A 21,538-nucleotide genomic window follows, 5' to 3' on the forward strand; every position below is an offset into this window, starting at 1 on the left:
ATGACTGATCAACAGGCAACCCCTGAACCGCAACCTTCGTTGTATACCCGCCTCGGCGGCTATGACGCTATCTACCAGTTCGCCGGCGCGGTACTGCGCAAGACCATGGCCCACCCGGCGATCGGTCATATCTGGGCACACATGTCCGAGTCGACCTTCCAGAAGGAACACATCAACTTCGTCGACTTCCTCTCGCAACACTGGGGTGGCAGCGCCAAGTACCGCGGCCGGGACATGGTTACCGCACACCGCGGCATGGGGCTTACCGAGGTTCATTGGCAAGCCACGCTGGATTGCCTGGAGGAGTGCTACAACGACTACAACCTGTCACCGGAACTGCGCAAGGAGGTCAACGACTTCCTGGTCAAGTTCAAACCCGCCGTGATCGGCAGCCCCTCCTACCGCGATGTGGTGTTGGCCAACCCCACGATGGACCCGGCCAAAGGCATGAAAAGCGTCGGCGTAGTGTGGCCCGCACGCACCGATTCGGCTGAGCAGGCAGCCGTGCCCAAGCTGGAGCCGTAAGCCCACCCGGCCACATTCAGGACGCACTCCACTTGGCGCAACGCAGTCCTGCTCAACAAAGCGACTGTCCTGCTCAACCAAGTACCGCTCGCGCGCTGGCGCTAGCTTGTTACCAGGCCCAGCCGCGGCGAGCCTCTCGAACAGTCATTTACCGGCCCCTGCGGCCTGCCACCGGAAACAGGACACCCCATGGCCATCATCCGCCCGACGCTCGAACAGTTGCAGGCCCTCGCCAACCGCCTGCACATGCAGCTGACCCCCGAACAAGCCAGCGAATACCTGGCGCTCATGCAGGCAAGCCTCGACGGCTATGACCTGGTCGACGAACTGCCGGACTTCATCCCCTTGGTGCGCTACGAGCGCACTGCGGGTTACCGCCCCTCCAGCCGGGAGAACCCGTTGAACGCCTGGTACTACCGTACCGAGGTGATGGGCGCCAGCACCGGCAAACTGCTCGGCAAAACAGTCGCACTCAAGGACAACATCTCGCTGGCGGGCGTGCCGATGATGAACGGTGCCGCGCCACTGGCCGGTTTTGTGCCGTCATTCGATGCCACTGTAGTTACGCGTTTGCTCGACGCCGGGGTGACCATCCTCGGCAAGGCCACTTGCGAACACTACTGCCTGTCCGGCGCCAGCCACACCTCGGACCCGGCCCCCGTGCACAACCCATTGCGCCCTGGTTTCAGCACCGGCGGTTCGTCGTCGGGCAGCGCCGCGCTGGTTGCGGCGGGCGAAGTTGACCTGGCGGTGGGCGGCGATCAGGGCGGTTCGGCGCGTATTCCCGCAGCGTGGTGCGGCATCTATGGCATGAAGCCGACTTTCGGGCTGGTGCCGTATACCGGAGTGATGGCGATCGAGGCCACCTTCGACCATGTCGGCCCGATGACCAGCAACGTGCGCGACAACGCGCTCATGCTCGAAGTCATGGCCGGTGCCGACGGGCTTGACCCACGCCAGGGCGTGCCCGAAGTCGATACCTATGGCAACTACCTCGAGCGCGGTGTACGCGGGCTGCGTATCGGCATCCTCCAGCAAGGTTTCCAGCTCGCTAACCTTGATCAGCGCGTTGGCGACAAGGTGCGCAGCGCCATCGCCCGCTTCGAGGCGTTGGGCGCAGTGGTCGAGGAAGTATCGGTTCCCGAGCATACGCTGGCCGGCTCGCTATGGAGCCCGATCGGCTGCGAAGGCCTGACCATGCAGATGATGCACGGCAACGGCGCGGGCTTTAACTGGAAGGGCCTGTACGACGTCGCCTTGCTCGACAAGCAGGCTGGCTGGCGGACCCAGGCCGACGCCCTGTCGCCCTCGCTCAAGCTGTGCATGCTGGTTGGCCAGTTTGGCCTGGAACACTACCACGGCCGTTACTACGCGAAGGCGCAGAACATCGCCCGTTTCGCGCGCGCCGGCTACGACAAGGCGCTGGAGCGCTACGACCTGCTGGTAATGCCAACCGTGCCCATCATCGCCCAGCCGCTGCCAGCGCCAGGTTGCTCGATCACCGAGAGTGTCTCGCGCGCGCTGGAGATGCTCGGCAATACCGCCGCGCAAGACATCACCGGCCACCCGGCCATGTCCATCCCTTGCGGCCTGGTCGACGGCCTGCCGGTGGGGCTGATGCTGGTCGGCAAGCACTATGCCGAAGGCACGATCTATCAGGCCGCGGCAGCGTTCGAGGCCGCGGTGGACTGGCGTACGCTGTGACCCAGGCAGCAGGCGCTGCGCCCCTGAAAAAATACCGCTGGCACAACAACAGATTTCAACAACCGTGTTGGACGAGAGGAGTAATCCCATGACGGCAACTTCAACCCCTGGTGAGCGCGCGCGCGCATTGTTTGCAGTGCTCAAGCGCAAAGACCTCATCCCCGAGGGCTACATCGAACAGCTCACCCAGCTGATGGAACACGGCTGGAGCCCGGAAAACGGCGCGCGCATCGTCGCCAAGGCCTGGGTCGATCCGCAGTTTCGCGAGCTGCTGCTCAAGGACGGTACGGCCGCCTGCGCCCAGTTCGGCTTCACCGGCCCACAGGGCGAATACATCGTCGCCCTGGAAGACACTCCGCAGCTGAAAAACGTGATCGTCTGCAGCCTGTGCTCCTGCACGAACTGGCCGGTGCTGGGCCTGCCGCCTGAGTGGTACAAGGGCTTCGAGTTCCGTGCGCGGTTGGTCCGGGAGGGGCGCACGGTATTGCGCGAGCTGGGCACCGAGTTGCCCGGCGACATGGTGGTCAAGGTCTGGGACACCAGCGCTGAAAGCCGCTACCTGGTGCTGCCGCAACGGCCAGCGGGCTCAGAGCATATGAGCGAAGAGCAGTTGCGGCAATTGGTCACCAAGGACGTGCTGATCGGCGTCGCCCTGCCCCGCGTTGGCTGAGCAAGACCGCCCAACCCCATTCACCTTCCGGAGTGTTCAATATGGATGGCTTTCACGATCTCGGCGGTTTCCAGGGCTTTGGCAAAGTGCCCCACCGCATCAACAGCCTGAGCTACAAGCAGGTATTCAAGCAGGACTGGGAACACCTGGCCTACAGCCTGATGTTCATCGGCGTCGACCACCTGAACAAGTTCAGCGTCGACGAAATACGTCATGCCGTCGAACGCATTGACGTGCGCCAGCACGTCGGCACCGAATACTACGAGCGTTATGTGATCGCCACTGCCACGCTGCTGGTCGAAACAGGCGTCATCACCCAGGCCGAACTGGATGAAGCGCTCGGCTCGCACTTCAAGCTGGCCAACCCCGCCCATGCGCAAGGGCGTGCTGCAATTACCGGGCGAGCGCCTTTTGAAGTGGGCGACCGGGTCATCGTACGCGATGAATACGTGGCCGGGCATGTGCGCATGCCTGCATATGTGCGCGGCAAGCAAGGCGTAGTGCTGCACCGGACCACTGAACAGTGGCCGTTTCCGGACGCGATTGGCCATGGCGACCAGAGCGCTGCGCATCAACCGACCTACCATGTCGAGTTCCGCGTGCGGGACCTGTGGGGCGATGCCGCAGACGACGGCCTGGTGGTGGTAGATCTGTTCGAAAGCTATCTGGACAGGGTCGAAAGCCCGCGAGTGGTGCGCGCATGAGTGCCGGCGCCCAGGCAGGCCGGCTGCCGGTGACGGTCCTTTCAGGCTTCCTCGGCGCAGGCAAGACCACCCTGCTCAACCACATCCTGCGCAACCGCCAGGGCCTGAAGGTGGCGGTTATCGTCAATGACATGAGCGAGGTCAACATCGATGCCGCCCAGGTCCAGCGCGACGTTGCGCTGTATCGTGGCCAGGATGAATTGATAGAGATGAGCAACGGCTGTATCTGCTGCACCCTGCGCGCCGACCTGCTTGAGCAGATCAGCGCGCTGGCGCGCCAGCAGCGTTTCGATTACCTGTTGATCGAGTCCACCGGGATTTCCGAGCCGATGCCAGTCGCCGAGACCTTTGCCTTTCTCGACGCCAACGGTTTCAGCCTCAGCGAACTGGCGCGGCTGGATACGCTGGTGACGGTGGTCGATGCCAGCCAGTTCATGGCCATGCTCGACTCACCCGAAACCGTCGCGCGGGCCGACGTCGCCACGGATGACAGCAGGCGCCCGCTGGCCGATCTGCTGATCGAGCAGGTCGAGTATGCCAACGTGATTCTGGTCAACAAACGCGACCTGGTCGATGAGGCGCAGTACCAGGCCCTGCAGGCAGTTCTCGCCGGGCTCAATCCAGGCGCACAGATCCTGCCGATGGTGGCCGGCAACGTCGCGCTGTCGAGCATCCTCGGCACCCAGCTGTTCGATTTGCCCAGCCTTGCCGCAGCGCCCGGCTGGATGAAACAGATGGACGCGCACGACGCCCCGGCCGGCGAGTCGCAGACCTATGGCGTGACGTCATGGGTGTACCGAGCGCGCGCCCCGTTCCATCCGCAACGCTTGCTTGATTTTCTCGCCAGGCCCTGGCGCAACGGCCGTCTTCTGCGCAGCAAAGGTTATTTCTGGCTTGCCAGCCGCCACCGCGAAATCGGCTTGCTGGTACACAGCGGCCAGCAGTTTCAATGGGACTACGTTGGCCATTGGTGGAACTTCATCGACCCGTCACAGTGGCCGCAGGACAAGTATCGCTTGCAGGGCATCATGGCCAAGTGGGACAGCATCGTCGGCGATTGCCGTCAGGAGCTGGTGTTCATTGGCCAGGACCTGGATACCCAGACACTGCAACGCGAACTCGACCATTGCCTGTTGAGTGCAGAAGAAATCGCCATCGGTCCGTTGGCCTGGGCAAGGTTGCCGGGGGCCAGCGCGTTCGACAACCGGGCCTTGTCGGCCAGCAAGACGCAGTCATTACCGGCTGATGCCATTTTCTAGTTGGAGGTGCGGAGTACGTCTCGCCGAAAGTCGGCAACCGTTTTGCAGTGGCGAGACAACCGGCCCCGTTAACCCCATCAGCTCGACATTGCGCTCTGCCTGGCTGTTCATCTATTGGGCATACTTCCTGGCCCCATAAACACAGATGACAGCCCCCAGCGTCACGAGCAGCATCGTCCAGCTGACATGCTCGTGCAGAAGCAACGCTGCCAGCCCAAGCCCCATGAACGGCTGAAAGAGTTGCAATTGGCCCACTGCCGCAATCCCCCCCTGGACGAGCCCTCGGTACCAGAACACAAACCCGATCAGCATGCTGAACAGTGAAACGTAGCCAAAGCTGAACCACGCAGGGGCACTTACCCTGGCAAAGTCATCAGGGGCTGGAAGATTGACTACCGTCAGCAGCAGCATGAACGGCAACGCTACCAGCAACGCCCAGCTGATCACCTGCCAACCACCCAATGTCCGCGAGAGGCGCGCTCCTTCGGCATAGCCCAACCCACAGACCACAACCGCAGCCAACATCAGCAGATCGCCCACCGCCGACGCCTCGCCTCCGTTCATCAACGCATAGCCAGCGACCAACCCGGCACCTGTCAACGAGAACAGCCAGAACAATGGCCGAGGTCGTTCACCGCCCCGCAAAACCGCAAATCCTGCGGTACACAATGGCAGGAGCCCGACAAAAACAATGGAGTGAGCAGAGCTTATGTGCTGAAGGGCAAATGCTGTCAGTAGCGGGAAACCGATAACGACGCCGAGCGCTGTTACGGCCAAAGGCGACAAATCCCGCCGTTTAGGTCGAGGCTGGCGTAGCACGATCAGAAAAAGCGCGCCCAGCATGGCGGCAATTGTCGCCCGGGCACAGGTGAGGAACGTCGGTTCGAAGTCGGCCACTGCCACTCGGGTTGCCGGCAACGAACCCGCAAAAATGGCGACGCCTATGAAACCGTTGATCCACCCGGTTGCTGATTTTTCCATCGGTAAGTCCTCGATAAGCCAAGGCTCAGTACATCACCGACAGGCTCACCCAGGCCATGTACAATCCAATACACTTAAACCAAACTGTTATGCATATGACTCCGGCACAGTTGAGGGTGCGATGAAACGGGACGGAACGCGAATTCGAACTGTCATGGGTGAAATCCAGTCGCGGATAGCCTCTCGAACCTACACACCAGGCGCGAGAATTCCCTCGGTGCGTGCGATGGCTCAGACCATGCAGGTGTCGGTTTCTACGGTGCTTGAGGCCTATGAAAGGCTGATGGCAGAGGGTGTACTCAATTCTCGTCCTGGCTCCGGCTTTTACGTAGCCGGGCCAGTGGCGCCCTTGGTACTCACCGAACTCGGCCCAAGGCTTGATCGTGAAGTGGACCCGCTGTGGATCTCGCGTCAGTCTCTTGACACCGCTAGCGATGCGTTGAAACCGGGGTGCGGGTGGCTACCTGCCTCCTGGATGTTCGAAGCCGGCTTGCGCAAAGCGCTTCGAACCGTTGCCCGTTCCGACACATTGAAACTGACTGAGTACGCCTCGCCACTTGGGCATCTGCCTCTCAGGCAATTCTTGTCACGGAAGCTGACAGGCATCGGGATCGAAGCCCCTCTTGAACAGATCATGCTCACTGAGTCCGGCACCCACGCCATCGACCTGATCTGCCGTTTTCTGCTGGAGCCGGGGGACACTGTGCTGGTCGACGACCCCTGCTATTTCAATTTTCACGCATTGCTGAAAGCGCACAGGGTGAACATCGTAGGCGTTCCCTACACCGCGACGGGCCCGGACATCGATGCTTTTGGCGCTGCCCTGCTCGCGCATTCTCCCCGGTTGTACATAACCAATTCAGGCATCCACAACCCGACCGGCGCTACCCTGTCTCCGGTCACGGCACACAGGTTGCTAAAGCTGGCCGACACCTCCAGCCTGGTGATCGTAGAGGACGACATCTTCGGGGATTTCGAGAATGCACCAGCGCCACGGCTGTCTGCCTTCGATGGCCTCTCTCGTGTCATCCAGATCGGTAGCTTTTCCAAGACCATCTCCGCTTCGATTCGATGCGGCTACATCGCGGCTCGCAGTGACTGGATCGAGAGCCTGGTCGATCTCAAGATTGCGACCACATTCGGGGGTGGCCGCCTGGCCGCGGACATCATCCATCTGGCGATTACCGATAGCGGGTACCGGAAACACATGGAAAGTGTTCGCCTCAGGCTGGCCGAGGCTATGGACAGAACGGTAGCGAGGCTTCAAGCCATTGGTATCAAGCCCTGGATAACGCCCCAGTCAGGCATGTACGTCTGGTGCCAACTTCCTCAAGGCAAGGATGCAGCAACACTGGCTCGGGCTTGCTTGAATGAAGGTGTAGTGCTGGCGCCCGGAAATGCGTTCAGCCAGTCGATGGCTGCGGGTGATTTCCTCCGTTTCAATGTCGCCCAATCGGCTGATGCCAAAATTTACGAAGTATTGAAACGGGCGCTGAGCGCTTAGTGGCGAAACTTCCTGTTTAACCACGTCAGCTCATTCCGCCCAACGCCGTATTTCGAGGAGGCGACGCTGTCGCTTCCTCGAAAAAGAACAAGGCGTTTCAGATAGCGCAATGAGGGCGACATCAGCACAAATCAGGACACCCAGGATTCCACTTCTTCTGCCCCGTACTGGGCTTTCCATTCCTTGAGCAGCTTGTGGTTGCCACCCTTGGTCTCGATGACCTCTCCATTATGCGGGTTCTTGTACTGCTTCACTTGCCGAGCACGGCGTGGGGCTTTCTCTGTAGCCGCAGGAGCTGCGGACCGGCGACTGGCCTGAGGATCCAGGATGTTGATGATATCGCGCAGGCTGTAACCGTATTTGCTTAGCAGGTCACGCAGCTTGGTCTCGAACTCGATCTCTTTCTGAAGCTCACCGCTGCTTTTCATGGCTTCCAGTTCGGCCAACTGGGCCGCCAACTTCTGTTCAAGCTGTCTAAACTCTGCCAAACGCGACATGTGCATACTCCTGAATACGTGGATGCTGTTTAGAGAATCCTAACGCAGTTCAAGTTCAAACCAAAATTAAAAATCAGCGGCAAAGATCTACCGTCAGCTCGACGACATTGGGTATATCTCCTTCTAGGCGCTGTATGAAATACCTTGATACTCGGTGAGGCCGCCCTCGAAATGCTCAATTACAACCCGTAAACTCCGCTTCCTCGGCTGTTTTCGCCTTGCCTGAACTTCGTCTCAACGCTGTTCATACAGACACTAGAACTCCACCTTCCCCCGCCCCGCCTTGACAGTGCTCCGCCTGGCTTTTCCTTCGAGGCGACGGGTCTTCGAGCCGAGGGTCGGCTTGGTGGGGCGGCGTTTCTTTTCGGTCTTGCCTGCGGTGATGATCAACTCGGCAAGACGCGCCAATGCGTCAACACGGTTCTGCTCCTGGGTGCGGTACTGCTGGCCCTTGATGATCAACACGCCGTCGCCGGTGATGCGACTGTCACGCAGCGCCAGCAGCCGCGCCTTGTAAAACTCGGGCAACGATGAGGCCGGGATGTCGAAGCGCAGGTGTACCGCGCTGGACACTTTGTTGACATTCTGCCCACCCGCGCCTTGCGCGCGGATGTATGTGAGTTCGATTTCGGCATCTGGCAGATGCACGTTATTGGAGATAGTCAGCATGATAGGGCCCTTGTCATTGCCCATTATCACAGACTGCGCCGCTCTCCCATAGCACAATGCAGGGTTCTTTGAATCAGTGCGCAAGCCGACCCAAGCGAGCCCTCCACTCGTCAGGGCCGTGCACTTCATGCCAGCCAGCGGTAGAACGCGTGCGCCATCACAGCGTTGCGCTCTGCTTTACCGGTAGTTGTACACGAAACGTTGTTCCCACTCCGACCTGGCTTGATACAGTTATCTCCCCACCGTGTTTCTTTACAATGCCATAGGAAAGGGACAGGCCTAGCCCTGTACCTTGGCCGACGGGCTTGGTGGTGAAAAAAGGATCGAAGATTTTCTTGATGTTCTCCGGTGCTATCCCCGCGCCTGTATCCGCAACTTCGATGCACACCCAGGCGCCTTGATGAGCAGTGCCCAATGTGATGGTGCCCCGCTCGGGGCCCATGGCTTGGGCGGCGTTAAGGACCAGGTTCATTATCACTTGGTTGATCTGCGACGGCAGGCATTCGACAGGGGGTAACGGCTGGTACCGTTTTACCAGGTCGGCTTTATGTTTCAGCTCGCTCGCGACGATGTTAAGCGTGGAGTCAATGCCCTGCTGCAAATCGGCTAGTTGCCACTGCTGAGCGCTGTCAACGCGCGAGAAGTCTTTGAGGTCCTTGACGATATGCGCCACTCGACCGATTCCGTCCTTGGACTCCTTGATGAGGATCGGGATGTCTTCCATGAGGAACTCCAGTTCCGTCTGCTCACGAAGCCTTTGCAAGCGCCCAGTGGTTTCGTTTGCGCCGAGCATCAGTTCGGCCTCGCGATAGGCGTCGAGCATCGCTGCCAGTTGCTGGAAGTACCCTCCCAGAGTGCCCAGGTTGGAGGACACGAAACCGATCGGATTGTTGATCTCGTGCGCCACGCCGGCAGCCATCTGCCCCAACGAGGCGAGTTTCTCCGATTGCACCAGTTGGCTTTCCAGCTGCTTGCGCTCCTCGATCTCCTGCTGCAGCGCCTCGCTGGCCTGGGTCAGTTGCTGGGTACGCCGCTCTACCCGCTGTTCGAGCTGGTGCATTTTCAGCGAGGCCCGTTGGGTCATTTCCCACTTGGTCAGCAAGGTGCTGGCCATTTGCTGGACCTCGATGTTGTCGAACGGTTTTTTCAGGATCAGCAAGCGATCGTGGGCCTGCAGCCGGTCGAGCAACTCATCCCAGGAATAGTCCGAGTAGGCAGTGCAGACGACTACCTGCAACAGCGGGTCCTCTTCCCACAGGTGCTCAATGGTCTGAGCGCCATCCCATCCACCTGGCATTCGCATGTCGACGAAGGCTAACGCGTAGGGCTTGCTGGCCTGCAGCGCACGCTTCAGCAGGCCGAGACCTTCCTCACCGCCATAGGCTGAATCGAGTTCGAATACCGGTCGTTCGTTCTTGACCTGCTCGCCGAACAACAACCCTTCCATCTCGTCCAGCTCAGAGTTCTGCGATCTGGCCGGGGCAAGGATCTTGCGAAAGTCCTCGTGGATAGTCGGCATGTCATCGATCAGCAGGATCCGGCGATTGATCATGTCACTCATGCAGGCTCCGTCACCGCGATCAGCGGGATCCTCAGGGTAAAGACAGCACCCAAGCCAGGGCCGTCGCTGTGTGCGGTCAGGTGACCATTCATCTCGAGGGCGGCCAGGGCGCAACTGTGCAAGCCGAAGCCATGCCCGTCCTTGCGCGTGGTGAAGCTATGGGCAAAGATCTTCTGCAGGTTTTCAGGGGCAATGCCTTCGCCTTCGTCCAGCACGCTCATTTCCAGGAAGCCCCCCTCAACGATGCGCGTCCTGAGGATCATCGTCCGCGGGTCGCTGCCGGGGCCGGACATGGCGTACTTGGCGTTGCTGATCAGGTTGATCAGAATCAGCAACAGCCGATGCCGGTCGCCCATCACCAGAGGCAGATCTGCGAAGTCGCGCACTACCCTCACTTGATGCCGGGTCAACGCGCCTGCGTTCATGCGCAGCGCGTCCTCGACCAGGTCGTTGACCGACAGCGGCTCTGGCACATTTTTAGCGCCGGCATAGGATTGCTGGGTGGCCACCACTTCCTTGATGTGGTCGATGCTCTTGTTCATTCTTTCCAGCTCGATCGCCATCTCCTTCTGTTCATCGGCGATCGCCTCGGTCAGCTGGTTGAGGTAGCCGGGAAGCAACCGGCCTCGGGGATCCTCGTCGAGAAACCGACCGATGTCAGTGGCATGCTCGCGGAACAGTTGCATGGCCTTGCCCAAACCCTGGGTTTTGCTGCTGCGCAACGTTCGAGCGATGAGATCAGAGGATGTGTTCACGCTGTTGAGCACGTTGCCCACGTTGTGCAACACATTGGTGGCGATCTCCGCCATACCTGCCTGGCGCGCGGCGTTGAACAGCTCGCTCTGAGCGTTCCGGAGCGCCAGGGTGCGTTCCTCGACCCGCTGTTCCAGGACGTCATTGGCGCTTTGCAATGCGTTGTTGACCCGTCTCACCTCGGCGAAGCTGCGCACCAGCAGCGCAGCCAGGCAAATGACCGAGAACATCAGCAAGCCTGATAGCCATAACGTGTAGAGATGGTTTTTACGGTTGACCTTTTCAACCTGCTGTTGATCCCTGTCCAAAAGGCTGGTGATCGTATCCAGGCGCTCGGCAACCGGGATCGCCTCGATCTGCTCGAGCAGGCGGTTGACGACAGGTTGCTCGCGCAGGATCAACGCCACGTGATTGCTCAACAGATTGAGGGGCGTCTGGAATTCTTTGGGCAGGTTCTCCGTGTTAACAGCCAAGTTGCCTAACCCCACCTCTATCTCGGCAGCCCTTTCCACAGAGGTAACCTGCGCGAACTCCAGGGCACTTAGCAAGAGGTCATAAGTGTCAGTGACGAATACGTGCACCTCCTGCCGATTCGGGGCCAGCATGGTGTTGATCTGGGCCTGAATACCGTCCTCGGCGGTGGGTAGAAATGCCAACGAATTTCGCAGCAAGGCATTATGCGACTTGAATTGCTCCACGAGCCGAGCCTTTTCCCCGAACGCAGAAAGAAAACCATCATGGGCATCGCGCCACTGGTCTGAGTCATCGCGCCCTTGCTCGGCTTCCCGGCGGTCGAATCGTGCCCACAGCCGCTTCATCTCCTTGAGAGGAATCACAAGTGGATCGTAGTTATGGGAGACGGCTACCCGGGCCTTGAGCACCTCGTTTTCCCATACAGCATCCTGTTGCTTGAGCTGACGAATGAGATCTCGGGATTCGTTGTAGGTCTGGGTCTGCTCTGACCCGGAATTCAGGTACAAGTACAGCAGCATCGACGCCAGTACAAAGACCAACCCACTGAATAGAATCAGGCTTGTACGCCGGGAAATCACCCTCATGGCTGACCCGCCTTTTCAGCAGTAAGGGTTCTGAGGAACAGCGTGATGAGCCTGCGGTCCTCATCGCTTGGGATTCGTCCAAGCTGATACTGGAACATCACGTCAATCGCACGCTCCAGCGTAGACGCCGAGCCATCGTGAAAATAGGGCGCGGTCATCGCCACATTGCGCAGGCTCGGCACTTTGAACACACCCCGGTCGGCCTCCTCTGCGGTCACGTTGAAGCGGCCCTGATCCGCCTCGGTGGGGTTGCCGCGGTCAGCGATGTAGTCGCCGAACACGCCAAATTTCTGGAACATGTTGCCCCCAATATTCACCCCTTGGTGGCAGGCGATGCAGCCATAGTCCTTGAAGCGCTGATAGCCGTATTTTTCCTCCAGGGTAAGCGCCTCGGTATCGCCCTGCAGGTAACGATCGAAGCGTGCGCCAGGGGTAAGAAGCGTCCTTTGGTAATCGGCCAACGCGCTGAGGATGTTGTCCTTTGTCACCGCGTCCGGGTAGGCATCCTTGAACGCCTGGCGGTAACGCACGTCTGCGGCGATGCGCTGCTCGATCACGCGCCAGTCTCCGCCCATCTCGTGAGCGCTGGTGATCACCGCATCCCCCTGCTCCTCGAGTGACTCGACCCGGCCATTCCAGAACTGTCGGAAATTAAGGCTGGCATTGAGTACCGTTGGCGTATTGAGCGTAAGCGGCAGGCCATCTACCCCCATGGAAAACGCCCGGTCATCGGCCCCGTACTTGTCCAGACGGTGACAACTGGCGCAGGACAGTGTGCCGTTGCGCGACAACCGTGGATCGTTGAACAACTGGCGGCCCAGCTCGACACGCCCAGGTGCCAGAGCGGGAATCGGAGGCAGTGGCTTGAGCGGCTCGTCCAGCAGCTCGGCCCCGCTGTCCACACTCAGAACGAGTAGCACCCACAGGCTCAGGCAACGTCGCAAGCGCTGCGGGTGAAGAACGGAACGAAAACGACAGGTTGTCTGCGCGAACATCCGGGAGAATCCTTTTCCCTGGGCTTACGGATATACAGAAGGGTGGTGCCATGCCGTCAGGTTAGATGCCTTCCAGACAATTTGCCTGCCACCCGCCACGTCTTGCTCCGACACCTGTCGCGGAAAAATGATCTAGCCTTTGACCTAAGCACTCGTTGAGCTCGAGTGCTCCATAGATCGACCGCGTGAGGCCTGCCATGGAAGTGCAACCGAACCCGAACCCACCCTATCGGCCGACCGTGTTGCTAGTGGACGACGAGGAGTCGATCCTTAGCAGTCTGCGTCGGCTATTGCGTGGCCAACCCTATGACGTGAAGCTGGCGACCAGCGGCGAACAGGCACTGGCGCAGATGGACGAGGGCCCGGTAGACCTGGTGATGAGCGATGCGCGCATGCCTGGTATGGACGGCGCCACCTTGTTGGCGCAGATCAATCAGCATCACCCATCGACCGTCAGGATCTTGCTGACCGGCTATGCCGACCCGAGCGCAATCATCAAGGCCGTCAATGACGGTCAGATCCACCGTTACATCAGCAAGCCCTGGAACGACGACGAATTGCTACTGACCTTGCGCCAGGCCCTGGAGCACCAGCATTCCGAACGCGAGCGCCAACGCCTGGAGCTGCTGGCACGTCGGCAGAACGCCCAGTTGAGACTGCTCAATAACGACCTGGAGAAACGCGTTGCAGCCCGTACCGCGGAGCTGCAGCAGACCGCTGACATGCTCGATCTGGCCTACGAAGAACTGAAACACAGCTATGTGACCGGGACTGAAGTGTTCTCGATGTTGGCTAATCTGCGTCTGCCTCCAGCCAAGCAGACCAATCGGCAGATCATCGAACTGGTGCGTTGCTACTGTCGGGCCCACGCCTTGGACGAGGCGATCAGCCGCGATCTGGCCATGGCTGCGGCGCTGTACAACATAGGCAAATTGAGTTGGCCGGATAGCATGATCGTTGCCCCTTCGGACCAGTTGATGCACAGCGACCGCGACCGCTATCGCGACTACCCACGCCAAAGTGAAGCGCTGCTGATGACCCTTGAGCCCATGAAAGATGCCGCGCGCCTGATCCTGCATCACCAGGAGCACTGGGACGGCAGCGGTTTCCCCGACCGGCTCAAGGGTGAAGCTATCCCGTTCGGCGCTCGCTTGCTCAAGCTGGCCGTGGACTTCGTTGAGCTGCAACGGGGTTTGATTCTTGAACGGCAGATGAACAGTGACGAGGCCTTGCTCTACCTGCGCAAGTACGCCGGCCGGTTGTATGACCCAGCACTCCTTGAGGACTTCGTCCAGGTTTGCGCCTCGTTCCACAGCGATCTCACCCTGGTGGACCCTGAAGTCCAGGTGTGTACCACCCGTGACCTGGCGCCGGGAATGGTGCTTGCGCGCAACCTGAACGCCGACAACGGCATGTTGCTGCTTAACGCCGGCAAGGTTTTGAGCGCCGCGCTGGTGGAAAAGCTGGTGGCCTTTGAATCGATGGAGGGTGGTAAGTACTGCATTTTCGTTCGGGTTCCCTCGAACGACCCTATAACGCCTGGAAGATCAGACTTGGCGCCGTGCTGAATGGCGGTGGGGCGTTCATTCAGCCCTGCACCGCCAGGACTGCGCGTACGGCACGCCGTCGCCCCTCCACACCGGCGATACGCCCAAGCGCTATGCTTGCTCTGGCAGGAGGGCCGCGCATGTGTGGAAGGTTGAGTCAGTACCGAGGCATACACGACTTTGTCGAAACCCTGAGCCTGCCAGAGGCCTGGCGGAACAACGTCGGCGACCAGCCACTTGGCCGGTACAACGTCGCGCCGACCACGCCGGTGGCACTCTTGCGAGTGGATGAAGCAGGCCCGCGGGCGGACCTGGTGAGATGGGGCTGGCGACCGCATTGGGCGACCGACCGTGCCGCGCCGATCAACGCCAGGGTCGAAAAGGTGGCACACGGCCCCTTCTTCCGGGCGATCTGGCCGCACCGAGGCATAACGCCGATCGACGGCTGGTATGAATGGGTCGATGAAGGCGGACCGAAGAAACAGCCGTACTACATCCGACGCCGGGACGGGCGCCCTTCCCTTTGCGCCAGCATCGGCCAGTTCGCTGGCAGCGAGCATGACGGGTTCGTCATCATTACGGCCGATGCCCAGGGCGGAATGGTAGATGTGCACGACCGCAGGCCAGTGGTTTTGGCCCCAGACCTTGCGTGTGAGTGGATGCAACCCGCGACGCCGGGCGAACAAGCCGAGCAGATGGCGCTCAACCTGGGCGAGCCAGCCGAGGCCTTCGAGTGGTATCGAGTGAGCACAGCCATTGGCAATGTGCGCAACCAAGGCGCTGAGCTGATAGAGCCGCTTCAGTGAAGCGGTAGTAGGCCATACCGGCCCAAGTACCGGTAGCGCAACATCATCGACCACTGATGTGCAGGGTTTCGACTCGGGGACCGGGTCGACTTGGAACCCGCGCAGCACGACAATTGGTAACACCACCGTCCACAACGGCACTTGCGCAAGCGGTTACTGTTGAAATGGCTCGACTCGATGAACAGGGAATACCGTTATCAACAGTTGCACAGATTCGCAGGCGGTCGACCTGCCCGTGGTTGCGGTGGGTCCGATCAGACCTCGGCGAACTCACCTGGCAGCACAGGCTCCGCTTTTCTGACTTTCCACGTACTGTTCAGCCATAACCTTCCCTTCGAGAATGGCTTCTGTCGAAGAGGAAAATGGTCGTCTCACACGCAGGGTTCGCGCCGTTGCGCCCGGCTTCCCTACCTCGACCAACATCCCCGTGGGAAATTCGACGCTCGACTCCCACAGCACGTAAATCGATGCCTGGTAACCAAGGTAGGAATGCACGTAAAGGTCATGACTGGTGGACTAAAGGCTCATCACTTTCTCCAACTGGGCGCCTCAATGCGCTTTTGATGGAGATACGACTCAAGCGATCTGACGAGCGTTCCGTTTTCCCTGCATCGTTATCCGTGAAGACGCGAGCCTCTGCGCGGGAGTGGTTCAGGCCCTGGTGCTTTGGGCGCAGGAAACGCCTTGGCGACCCAGTCGTGAGCACGCTCGAGCGCCCAGGCCATCGCCGCGGACAGTTTCTGTCCACGGCAGTCAGGGTGTACCTCTTCGAGCAAGAGCACGCCTTTTTTCCCGTAGATACCCAGGAAAAGTTGAGTGACGTTTTCAAGTGAGAGTCGGGCTTGGATGTTGATTAAAGTGCCGCAGGGAAGGCGCTCATCGTAGTTGCGGGAATGCAACGCAGAATTGGCCCATTCCCAATAGATTTTGCCGCGATTACGCATGGAACGGACCTAGAACTCATATTCTTGACTGGAGAGACAGAATACACAGCTGTTCCAATGAATCCACTGCTGAAGGTGTATGTTACATTTTTTTACATCTGTTTTTTTCATCTAACAGCCGTGATCGCACCACCAGCCCCCCTTCAATCGCCGCGCGGTCAACGCACGGTTGCTCAAGGAAAGTGGCTACGGTGTTCCGCCAGGCGAGCGCCATGAACTACCGGCGGATGGACAACCTGGCCTAGCGGATGGCCACGCTCCGGCGTATGGCGTCCAAAACCGCATACCCGGTCGGACCCTTTGTGCTTCAACCGAGCAAAGGTGGGCTGTGGCCCAAATTTGGCCCAAACCTGACGCGCGCACCGTCCTGATGCTTACGCTGAGGGCGATGGAGTCCATCTATTGAGATGCCCTGTCCCGTCGGGCAAACTCCGGTTGTTTCATTGGCCGATAACAGGAGTTTACGGATGCCATTTCCACTGACGGAACATAATGCCTTGTTGGCCCTAAAGGGCGTAGGGCCGGCCGTTATCGCTCGCCTTGAGCAGATGGGCATTGACTCGCTGGCTGTGCTCAGCAAAGCGAATGCTTGTGACATCCTGGCTCAGGCATCGGCAGCAGTGGGATCGAGTTGCTGGAAGAATAGCCCCCAAGCTCGGGCCGCCATTAACGCGGCCATCGAGCTTGCAAAGGACTCTCAGTTGGGCACACCTAGTGCGTAAAGCTGATCGCTTATTTCAATTGGTAAATCTGATTCGTGTCCATCAGCCAATCTCTGCTGAACGACTGGCTAGCCGAATTGGCGTTTCCGTTCGCTCAATCTATCGATACATCGACGATCTTTCCTTCAGTGGAATCCCAATCTATGGTACCGCCGGCGTGGGGTATGCCTTGGATGCCGACTTCGAGATGCCGCCATTAACGTTGAACAGGCTCGAACTGGATGCATTGATGCTCGGGATGGAAATGCTTTCAGCTTCCGCCGATAACGATCTAAGTGCTGCTGCAAGGATGTTGTTGAGCAAAATCTCAGCGTCCATAGCCCATCACCAGATTGACCCCAGCACGGCAAAAATCAGGGCACTTGGAACCACTCCTTCCTCGACGCGTGGCCATCTCGCAACCCTTCGAAATGCTATCGAAAATGCACAGGCGCTGACGATAACTTATACCAGCTTGGATGGTGCAGTTTCGCAACGCCTCATTTCCCCCCTTGGCCTTTTCTACTGGGGAGGAAAGTGGACGGTTGGAAGCTGGTGTAGTACCAGGGCGGCTTACCGCGATTTTCGGGTCGATCGCATAGCCTCCATCGCTATTGCTCAACAACCATCACCCAACAATCCTGCCCTTGATCTCCAAGCGTATATGAAGCACCAGGCAAGCCAGTGGAAAGCGATCACTGCTACTGACACTACGCTGTCAGTATGAGCTATTGATAATTGGGACTTCCTAACACACAGCAGGTCATCCCTATGCAGCGTTCATCTCATGTACTCGAACTAGCCATTTTCAAGGTCAAACAGGAATGCGTTGCGCAAGTGCCTGTGCTCCGCGCAGGGCTTCGTGAAACGTTAAAGACCTTTCCCGGTTTGATTGAGTACCGTGCCTACTGCCCGATGAGCGACGACCGAATCTTCGCGGACTTAGCAATGTGGGACAGTCTTGAGAACGCACAGAAAGTGGCAAAGGCGTTCAACGATGGAGATCCGAGATTCTCTGAGTATATGTACGCTATTGAAAGCCTGACGTTCATGAGTCACCTCGCTCCAGAGATGAGTTGACCCCGACGCCCAGCCAGAGCTGGCAAGAGACACCGATGCCTTTGCTGTCAGGCATCGGTGTCGTCACCTCCAGTGTAAGTGTTCTCAGATCACCTATTGCTAGGTTCCGGGCTGCAAACTGACGTTATCTGGCAAAGCCGTTTCGCTCCAAGCTGACGCTCAACAAATTGCGCCCCTAACGGAAGGGTCGGTGAAACAATGACCAGATGATCCAAGGTTGAACGCCTCATGGTCTCTTATCTCCCTGATCAGAGAACCTCGTTTGTTGCCTGCTCTTCATCCGGCACTCTCGATCTTAGTTACACTTACCTACGCTTGATCAGTCCACGCGATAACGGCGAATACAGAGGTGCCGCGTATTCAACCGATCTGTGCCAGACACTCCGGATCCAACCAGTACCTCCCAATTTTGCACACCGGGCCCTTCATGAGTACGTGGTTGTCCTCATCAAGTTCGATGGTGATCTCACCGCCAGGCATGTGCACTGTCACATGATCGTCAACGAACCCAAGTCGTCGTGAGACTGCCGCAGCGGCACAGCTGCTGGTGCCTGAAGATAGGGTGTAGCCCACGCCACGCTCCCAGATCTGCACCATCAGGTTTCGGCGATCGACAACGTTCACGAATTGCACGTTGGTTCTGTTTGGGAAGAGCGACAATTGCTCAATGGTTGGCCCAAGCTTGCGTGCAAGTGCCTCAGTCGCCTGATCGACAAACACCACGCAATGGGGGTTGCCCATCGACACAAGGTTCAGGTGCAGGCGCATGCCATCGACTTCCATTGAGTGTCGTTCGTTTTCGGGGAATGTCGCCATACCCATGGCAATGGAAATGCGTCGGCCGTCGTCAAGTACCTGGCAACGAACCTTACCGCCTTTGGTTAACAACTCGAAGGGCTCGTGCGAAACGATGCCCTGATCCCAAAGGTAGCGACATAGGATTCGCAATCCATTGCCACTCTTTTCCGCCTCGGAGCCATCGGTATTGAAAATCTGCACTGAGAGCATCTTGCCTGGCTCGATGACAGGAACCAGGATGCCGTCACTGCCTAACCCTCTATGCCGGTCGCATATCACCGAGATGGCCAGCATAGAGCAATCGAATGGCGTTTTGTCGTGGTAGACGAGATAGTCGTTGCCAGCCGCGTGATATTTTACGAACTGCATGAGTTATGAGACCAAGGCGCTCGGGGCGGGGAATAATGAATGGAGTTAGAAACATAGCACACGACCGCTGAGGCGCTAGCGGGGCCCGGTTGAGGATTCCAGACCAGGTTAGAGCGATGGTGAAATAAGAGATGTCAGTGACTTGCTAGCAATGACCGCAATCGGCCAACAGCAGTCATTAGCCGCCGAAAAGCTAGCCCACCCTCCACGTCAGTCAGCGCAGAGCTAGACTGAGCCCAGTATTCTGAATCGCTAATGGTGGTTCCCATGAAGCACTGGCTTCCCCTGCTGCTCACCCTGCCTCTGTCGCACACCCAAGCTGCGGGACCCGCCTTCAACTGCACTCAGGTCGAGGCCGGCAGCATCGAACAACAGATCTGCCAGAGCGAGCGGCTCTCGGCAATGGACCGGAAAATGGCCGAGGTCTACACAGCCGCGCAGCAGAAGGCCGCCAATGAACATCCGCCGGTGCTCAAGACCGAGCAACGGGGCTGGATCAAAGGCCGCAACGATTGCTGGAAAAGCGCGGACCAGCCCGCCTGCATCGCCGACAGCTACCGCCTGCGCATCGCCGAACTGCAGGCGCGCTACCGGCTGGTCGAGGCCACCGGCCCGGTGTTCTACCAGTGTGACGGCAACCCGGCCAAGGAAGTGGTTGCCCGCTTCTTCCGCACCGAGCCGCCCACGGCTATCGTCGAGTTCGGTGACCGCAGTTCGCTGATGTACCTAGAACAGACCGCAAGCGGCGCGCGCTACCAGGGACAAAATGAGAGTTTATGGGAGCACGATGGCGAGGCCATCGTGGTGTGGGGCTATCAGGGGCCGGAAATGCACTGCACAGCGCGTTGAAAGCCGCCGCTATGACCCATTGCAGAAATTCTCCAGGGGTAGCTATCGGCATCAAGGCCTCGATCAATCTGACTCAAGTCTTAAAAGATAGACCGTGACCGACCGCTTTGAGTCGATTGCAGCCATTCTGGGACTGGCTGCATTCGACCCCGATATAGATAGCCCGATCCAAGGTACCCTGTAGCGGTCAATTCCAGATCATAATCGAATGACCTGGCCGCTGGGTGCACATTGACCCGGAGGGAGCCCTTGTCCAAGCTGCCACTGGCAGAGTGCCGACCTCACCATCCTTGGCAACCTCAACCGCCTAATTGACGTGTGTCTACGCACCCCCTGCATCACCCATGAGCACCGTCTGGTCTACTTCTTCGAGATACAGGTGGGCGCACGTCCTGGCAAAAGCCGGACGACGGCACCGCAGCGCAGGTCCTTCTGATCTGAGGGCAAATCCGTACTCTTTCTGATGTAGCCCTTGTCCCCCTTCCCCCTCTATTCACTGCCGCGATATGGCGGCCAAGGGGTCAGCTGCGTGCTCGTTTCACGACGCAGGCAGCCATGAGCGCGGCGCCCGGTATCCAGAGCCCAGGATTTGAAGTGCCTAATCCAACGGCAAGAAGCGCAATTCCGACAGCAAACATAAGCGTTATCCCTCGCTAGAAAAATCCATTTCAACAATCGCCCATTAAAGCACAGGCCGGTCGCAAGAACGGCCAAGGAATCGTCATGCCCGAAACAATTGAGTTGGACCTCGACGCGATCGAGGCGGCGGCGAAGGCTCCGTTGAGCTGAAGCACCACTGTGCGTGTTGAGGCCCCAAGCCTGAGATAGGGTTTCGATACCCTCAAGCCAAGGACACGACAGAGAGCACGAGGAAATCAGCAATCAGGACTATTAGCAGTTCGGATCATTGCATGTGCTCGGATTGCTCATGCGTCGCTGCAAACAATAGATGCTGGTGGAAAGCCCTCAATCGAGAGCAAGATAACCGCACCCAAGCGATGGGCAAGATTTTCCGGCCGTCTTTCGACACAGGAGTGACCATGAAAGAACACCATTACGCTGTCACCGTAAATTGGATAGGTAACACGGGTGAAGGCACTGCCAGTTACACGGCATACCAAAGAGACTTCAACGTGGAGGCTCCACGCAAGGCACCTATCCTTGGCTCTGCCGACCCCGCCTTTCGCGGGAACCCTGAACGCTGGAACCCTGAAGACATGTTGCTGGCCTCGATCTCGGCCTGCCACAAGCTTTGGTATCTTCATCTGTGCGCAGTCAACAACGTGAACGTCTTGGAATATGTCGACTACCCGGTGGGCCGGATGCTTGAAGGGGATGGCCAGCGCAAGGGCCATTTCAAAGACGCTGAGTTAAGGCCTCAGGTCATTATCAGCAGCCAGTCAAATCTGGATCTTGCAAGACGCCTGCACGACGATGCTCACCACGAATGTTTTATTGCCAACTCAGTCAACTTCCCTATCAGATGCAGTGCTGTTATCAAGCATCAAGACTAGTTGTTTTGAATACAACTGCTTCCGTTGTTTAACAATGGCTTCTAATCGAC

At 58.6% G+C, this 21,538-nt stretch carries 21 protein-coding genes; 13 read left to right on the forward strand and 8 right to left on the reverse strand.

Features of this window, described 5'->3' with window-relative positions; genetic code table 11:
* From ACI7M0_RS13925 to ACI7M0_RS13945, 5 genes are all read left to right on the forward strand, one after another.
* Entirely contained in the window at positions 1–525 is a 525-nt protein-coding gene (locus ACI7M0_RS13925; RefSeq protein ID WP_129932433.1) for a group 1 truncated hemoglobin, read from the forward strand.
* A 189-nt stretch (positions 526–714) separates the two neighbouring features.
* Complete coding sequence (locus tag ACI7M0_RS13930) at positions 715–2,229, forward strand: amidase (RefSeq protein ID WP_129932434.1); 1,515 nt, start codon at positions 715–717, stop codon at positions 2,227–2,229.
* A gap of 88 nt (positions 2,230–2,317) precedes the next feature.
* Positions 2,318–2,899, forward strand: a complete 582-nt coding sequence (gene nthA / locus ACI7M0_RS13935; protein WP_014591140.1) for a nitrile hydratase subunit alpha — start codon at positions 2,318–2,320, stop codon at positions 2,897–2,899.
* A gap of 41 nt (positions 2,900–2,940) precedes the next feature.
* Entirely contained in the window at positions 2,941–3,603 is a 663-nt protein-coding gene (gene nthB / locus ACI7M0_RS13940; protein WP_129932435.1) for a nitrile hydratase subunit beta, read from the forward strand.
* Entirely contained in the window at positions 3,600–4,862 is a 1,263-nt protein-coding gene (locus ACI7M0_RS13945; protein ID WP_129932436.1) for a GTP-binding protein, read from the forward strand. Before nthB ends, ACI7M0_RS13945 begins: the two co-directional genes overlap by 4 nt.
* 111 nt (positions 4,863–4,973) lie before the next feature.
* On the opposite strand, the gene ACI7M0_RS13950 is transcribed toward ACI7M0_RS13945, so the two are convergent.
* Complete coding sequence (locus ACI7M0_RS13950; RefSeq protein WP_104887548.1) at positions 4,974–5,843, reverse strand: DMT family transporter; 870 nt, start codon at positions 5,841–5,843, stop codon at positions 4,974–4,976.
* 121 nt (positions 5,844–5,964) lie between these two features.
* Between ACI7M0_RS13950 and ACI7M0_RS13955 the strand changes: the two genes are divergently transcribed.
* Positions 5,965–7,347, forward strand: a complete 1,383-nt coding sequence (locus ACI7M0_RS13955) for a PLP-dependent aminotransferase family protein (RefSeq protein WP_129932453.1) — start codon at positions 5,965–5,967, stop codon at positions 7,345–7,347.
* 131 nt (positions 7,348–7,478) lie between these two features.
* Here the strand turns inward: ACI7M0_RS13955 and ACI7M0_RS13960 are convergent, their stop codons facing one another.
* The 5 genes from ACI7M0_RS13960 to ACI7M0_RS13980 all read right to left on the reverse strand — a co-directional run bounded on the left by ACI7M0_RS13960 (position 7,479) and on the right by ACI7M0_RS13980 (position 12,880).
* On the reverse strand, positions 7,479–7,844 hold the full coding sequence (locus ACI7M0_RS13960) for a histone-like nucleoid-structuring protein, MvaT/MvaU family (RefSeq protein ID WP_014591145.1): 366 nt from the start codon (positions 7,842–7,844) through the stop codon (positions 7,479–7,481).
* A 255-nt stretch (positions 7,845–8,099) separates the two neighbouring features.
* The gene (arfB, locus tag ACI7M0_RS13965) at positions 8,100–8,513 is read right to left on the reverse strand and encodes an alternative ribosome rescue aminoacyl-tRNA hydrolase ArfB (RefSeq protein WP_010953846.1); all 414 of its coding nucleotides are present in this window, start codon (positions 8,511–8,513) and stop codon (positions 8,100–8,102) included.
* Between the two features lie 157 nt (positions 8,514–8,670).
* Positions 8,671–10,074, reverse strand: coding sequence for an ATP-binding protein (locus ACI7M0_RS13970; RefSeq protein WP_129932437.1), 1,404 nt, complete (start codon positions 10,072–10,074; stop codon positions 8,671–8,673).
* Complete coding sequence (locus ACI7M0_RS13975; RefSeq protein ID WP_129932438.1) at positions 10,071–11,885, reverse strand: DAHL domain-containing protein; 1,815 nt, start codon at positions 11,883–11,885, stop codon at positions 10,071–10,073. Before ACI7M0_RS13975 ends, ACI7M0_RS13970 begins: the two co-directional genes overlap by 4 nt.
* On the reverse strand, positions 11,882–12,880 hold the full coding sequence (locus ACI7M0_RS13980; protein ID WP_129932439.1) for a cytochrome-c peroxidase: 999 nt from the start codon (positions 12,878–12,880) through the stop codon (positions 11,882–11,884). The genes ACI7M0_RS13975 and ACI7M0_RS13980 overlap by 4 nt, the downstream gene beginning before the upstream one ends.
* A gap of 197 nt (positions 12,881–13,077) precedes the next feature.
* Between ACI7M0_RS13980 and ACI7M0_RS13985 the strand changes: the two genes are divergently transcribed.
* The gene (locus tag ACI7M0_RS13985; RefSeq protein WP_129932440.1) at positions 13,078–14,448 is read left to right on the forward strand and encodes an HD domain-containing phosphohydrolase; all 1,371 of its coding nucleotides are present in this window, start codon (positions 13,078–13,080) and stop codon (positions 14,446–14,448) included.
* Between the two features lie 119 nt (positions 14,449–14,567).
* Positions 14,568–15,233 carry an SOS response-associated peptidase gene (locus ACI7M0_RS13990; protein WP_129932441.1) on the forward strand — a complete coding sequence of 222 codons (666 nt, stop codon included), beginning with the start codon at positions 14,568–14,570 and terminating at the stop codon, positions 15,231–15,233.
* A 614-nt stretch (positions 15,234–15,847) separates the two neighbouring features.
* Here ACI7M0_RS13990 and ACI7M0_RS13995 read toward each other — a convergent pair.
* A complete protein-coding gene (locus tag ACI7M0_RS13995; protein WP_080634978.1) occupies positions 15,848–16,177 on the reverse strand; it encodes a hypothetical protein in 330 nt (109 codons plus the stop codon).
* Between the two features lie 467 nt (positions 16,178–16,644).
* Here ACI7M0_RS13995 and ACI7M0_RS14000 point away from each other — a divergent pair, with 467 nt between their 5' ends.
* The 3 genes from ACI7M0_RS14000 to ACI7M0_RS14010 are packed head-to-tail and all read left to right on the forward strand — an operon-like array spanning position 16,645 to position 17,958.
* Positions 16,645–16,899, forward strand: coding sequence for a hypothetical protein (locus ACI7M0_RS14000; protein ID WP_012052510.1), 255 nt, complete (start codon positions 16,645–16,647; stop codon positions 16,897–16,899).
* Positions 16,892–17,605, forward strand: coding sequence for a YafY family protein (locus ACI7M0_RS14005; RefSeq protein ID WP_129932442.1), 714 nt, complete (start codon positions 16,892–16,894; stop codon positions 17,603–17,605). The genes ACI7M0_RS14000 and ACI7M0_RS14005 overlap by 8 nt, the downstream gene beginning before the upstream one ends.
* A gap of 44 nt (positions 17,606–17,649) precedes the next feature.
* Positions 17,650–17,958 carry a hypothetical protein gene (locus ACI7M0_RS14010; protein WP_108191038.1) on the forward strand — a complete coding sequence of 103 codons (309 nt, stop codon included), beginning with the start codon at positions 17,650–17,652 and terminating at the stop codon, positions 17,956–17,958.
* A gap of 360 nt (positions 17,959–18,318) precedes the next feature.
* Here the strand turns inward: ACI7M0_RS14010 and dapF are convergent, their stop codons facing one another.
* Positions 18,319–19,125: a diaminopimelate epimerase gene (gene dapF / locus ACI7M0_RS14015; RefSeq protein WP_129932443.1), complete on the reverse strand. Its 807-nt coding sequence runs from the start codon at positions 19,123–19,125 to the stop codon at positions 18,319–18,321.
* 267 nt (positions 19,126–19,392) lie between these two features.
* On the opposite strand from dapF, the gene ACI7M0_RS14020 reads away from it, so the two are divergent.
* Both ACI7M0_RS14020 and ACI7M0_RS14025 read left to right on the forward strand, forming a co-directional pair.
* Positions 19,393–19,974, forward strand: coding sequence for an MliC family protein (locus tag ACI7M0_RS14020; RefSeq protein WP_129932444.1), 582 nt, complete (start codon positions 19,393–19,395; stop codon positions 19,972–19,974).
* A 1,040-nt stretch (positions 19,975–21,014) separates the two neighbouring features.
* Positions 21,015–21,488 carry an OsmC family protein gene (locus tag ACI7M0_RS14025; RefSeq protein WP_129932445.1) on the forward strand — a complete coding sequence of 158 codons (474 nt, stop codon included), beginning with the start codon at positions 21,015–21,017 and terminating at the stop codon, positions 21,486–21,488.
* Positions 21,489–21,538 lie beyond the last annotated feature (50 nt).

The sequence above is a fragment of the Pseudomonas sp. 10(2024) genome, assembly GCF_045164175.1.
GTDB lineage: Bacteria > Pseudomonadota > Gammaproteobacteria > Pseudomonadales > Pseudomonadaceae > Aquipseudomonas > Aquipseudomonas alloputida.

Bases quoted from the DNA above. Each gene is read 5' to 3' on its own strand.
- ACI7M0_RS13955 (WP_129932453.1), top strand. From the start codon at position 5,965: ATGAAACGGGACGGAACGCGAATTCGAACTGTCATGGGTGAAATCCAG.
- ACI7M0_RS13945 (WP_129932436.1), top strand. From the start codon at position 3,600: ATGAGTGCCGGCGCCCAGGCAGGCCGGCTGCCGGTGACGGTCCTTTCA.
- ACI7M0_RS13975 (WP_129932438.1), bottom strand. From the start codon at position 11,885: ATGAGGGTGATTTCCCGGCGTACAAGCCTGATTCTATTCAGTGGGTTG.
- ACI7M0_RS13980 (WP_129932439.1), bottom strand. From the start codon at position 12,880: ATGTTCGCGCAGACAACCTGTCGTTTTCGTTCCGTTCTTCACCCGCAG.
- ACI7M0_RS13925 (WP_129932433.1), top strand. From the start codon at position 1: ATGACTGATCAACAGGCAACCCCTGAACCGCAACCTTCGTTGTATACC.
- ACI7M0_RS13930 (WP_129932434.1), top strand. From the start codon at position 715: ATGGCCATCATCCGCCCGACGCTCGAACAGTTGCAGGCCCTCGCCAAC.
- ACI7M0_RS13960 (WP_014591145.1), bottom strand. From the start codon at position 7,844: ATGTCGCGTTTGGCAGAGTTTAGACAGCTTGAACAGAAGTTGGCGGCC.
- nthB (WP_129932435.1), top strand. From the start codon at position 2,941: ATGGATGGCTTTCACGATCTCGGCGGTTTCCAGGGCTTTGGCAAAGTG.
- nthA (WP_014591140.1), top strand. From the start codon at position 2,318: ATGACGGCAACTTCAACCCCTGGTGAGCGCGCGCGCGCATTGTTTGCA.
- ACI7M0_RS13985 (WP_129932440.1), top strand. From the start codon at position 13,078: ATGGAAGTGCAACCGAACCCGAACCCACCCTATCGGCCGACCGTGTTG.
- dapF (WP_129932443.1), bottom strand. From the start codon at position 19,125: ATGCAGTTCGTAAAATATCACGCGGCTGGCAACGACTATCTCGTCTAC.
- ACI7M0_RS14010 (WP_108191038.1), top strand. From the start codon at position 17,650: ATGCAGCGTTCATCTCATGTACTCGAACTAGCCATTTTCAAGGTCAAA.
- ACI7M0_RS13995 (WP_080634978.1), bottom strand. From the start codon at position 16,177: ATGCGTAATCGCGGCAAAATCTATTGGGAATGGGCCAATTCTGCGTTG.
- ACI7M0_RS14025 (WP_129932445.1), top strand. From the start codon at position 21,015: ATGAAAGAACACCATTACGCTGTCACCGTAAATTGGATAGGTAACACG.
- ACI7M0_RS13950 (WP_104887548.1), bottom strand. From the start codon at position 5,843: ATGGAAAAATCAGCAACCGGGTGGATCAACGGTTTCATAGGCGTCGCC.
- ACI7M0_RS13970 (WP_129932437.1), bottom strand. From the start codon at position 10,074: ATGAGTGACATGATCAATCGCCGGATCCTGCTGATCGATGACATGCCG.
- ACI7M0_RS14000 (WP_012052510.1), top strand. From the start codon at position 16,645: ATGCCATTTCCACTGACGGAACATAATGCCTTGTTGGCCCTAAAGGGC.
- ACI7M0_RS13990 (WP_129932441.1), top strand. From the start codon at position 14,568: ATGTGTGGAAGGTTGAGTCAGTACCGAGGCATACACGACTTTGTCGAA.
- arfB (WP_010953846.1), bottom strand. From the start codon at position 8,513: ATGCTGACTATCTCCAATAACGTGCATCTGCCAGATGCCGAAATCGAA.
- ACI7M0_RS14020 (WP_129932444.1), top strand. From the start codon at position 19,393: ATGAAGCACTGGCTTCCCCTGCTGCTCACCCTGCCTCTGTCGCACACC.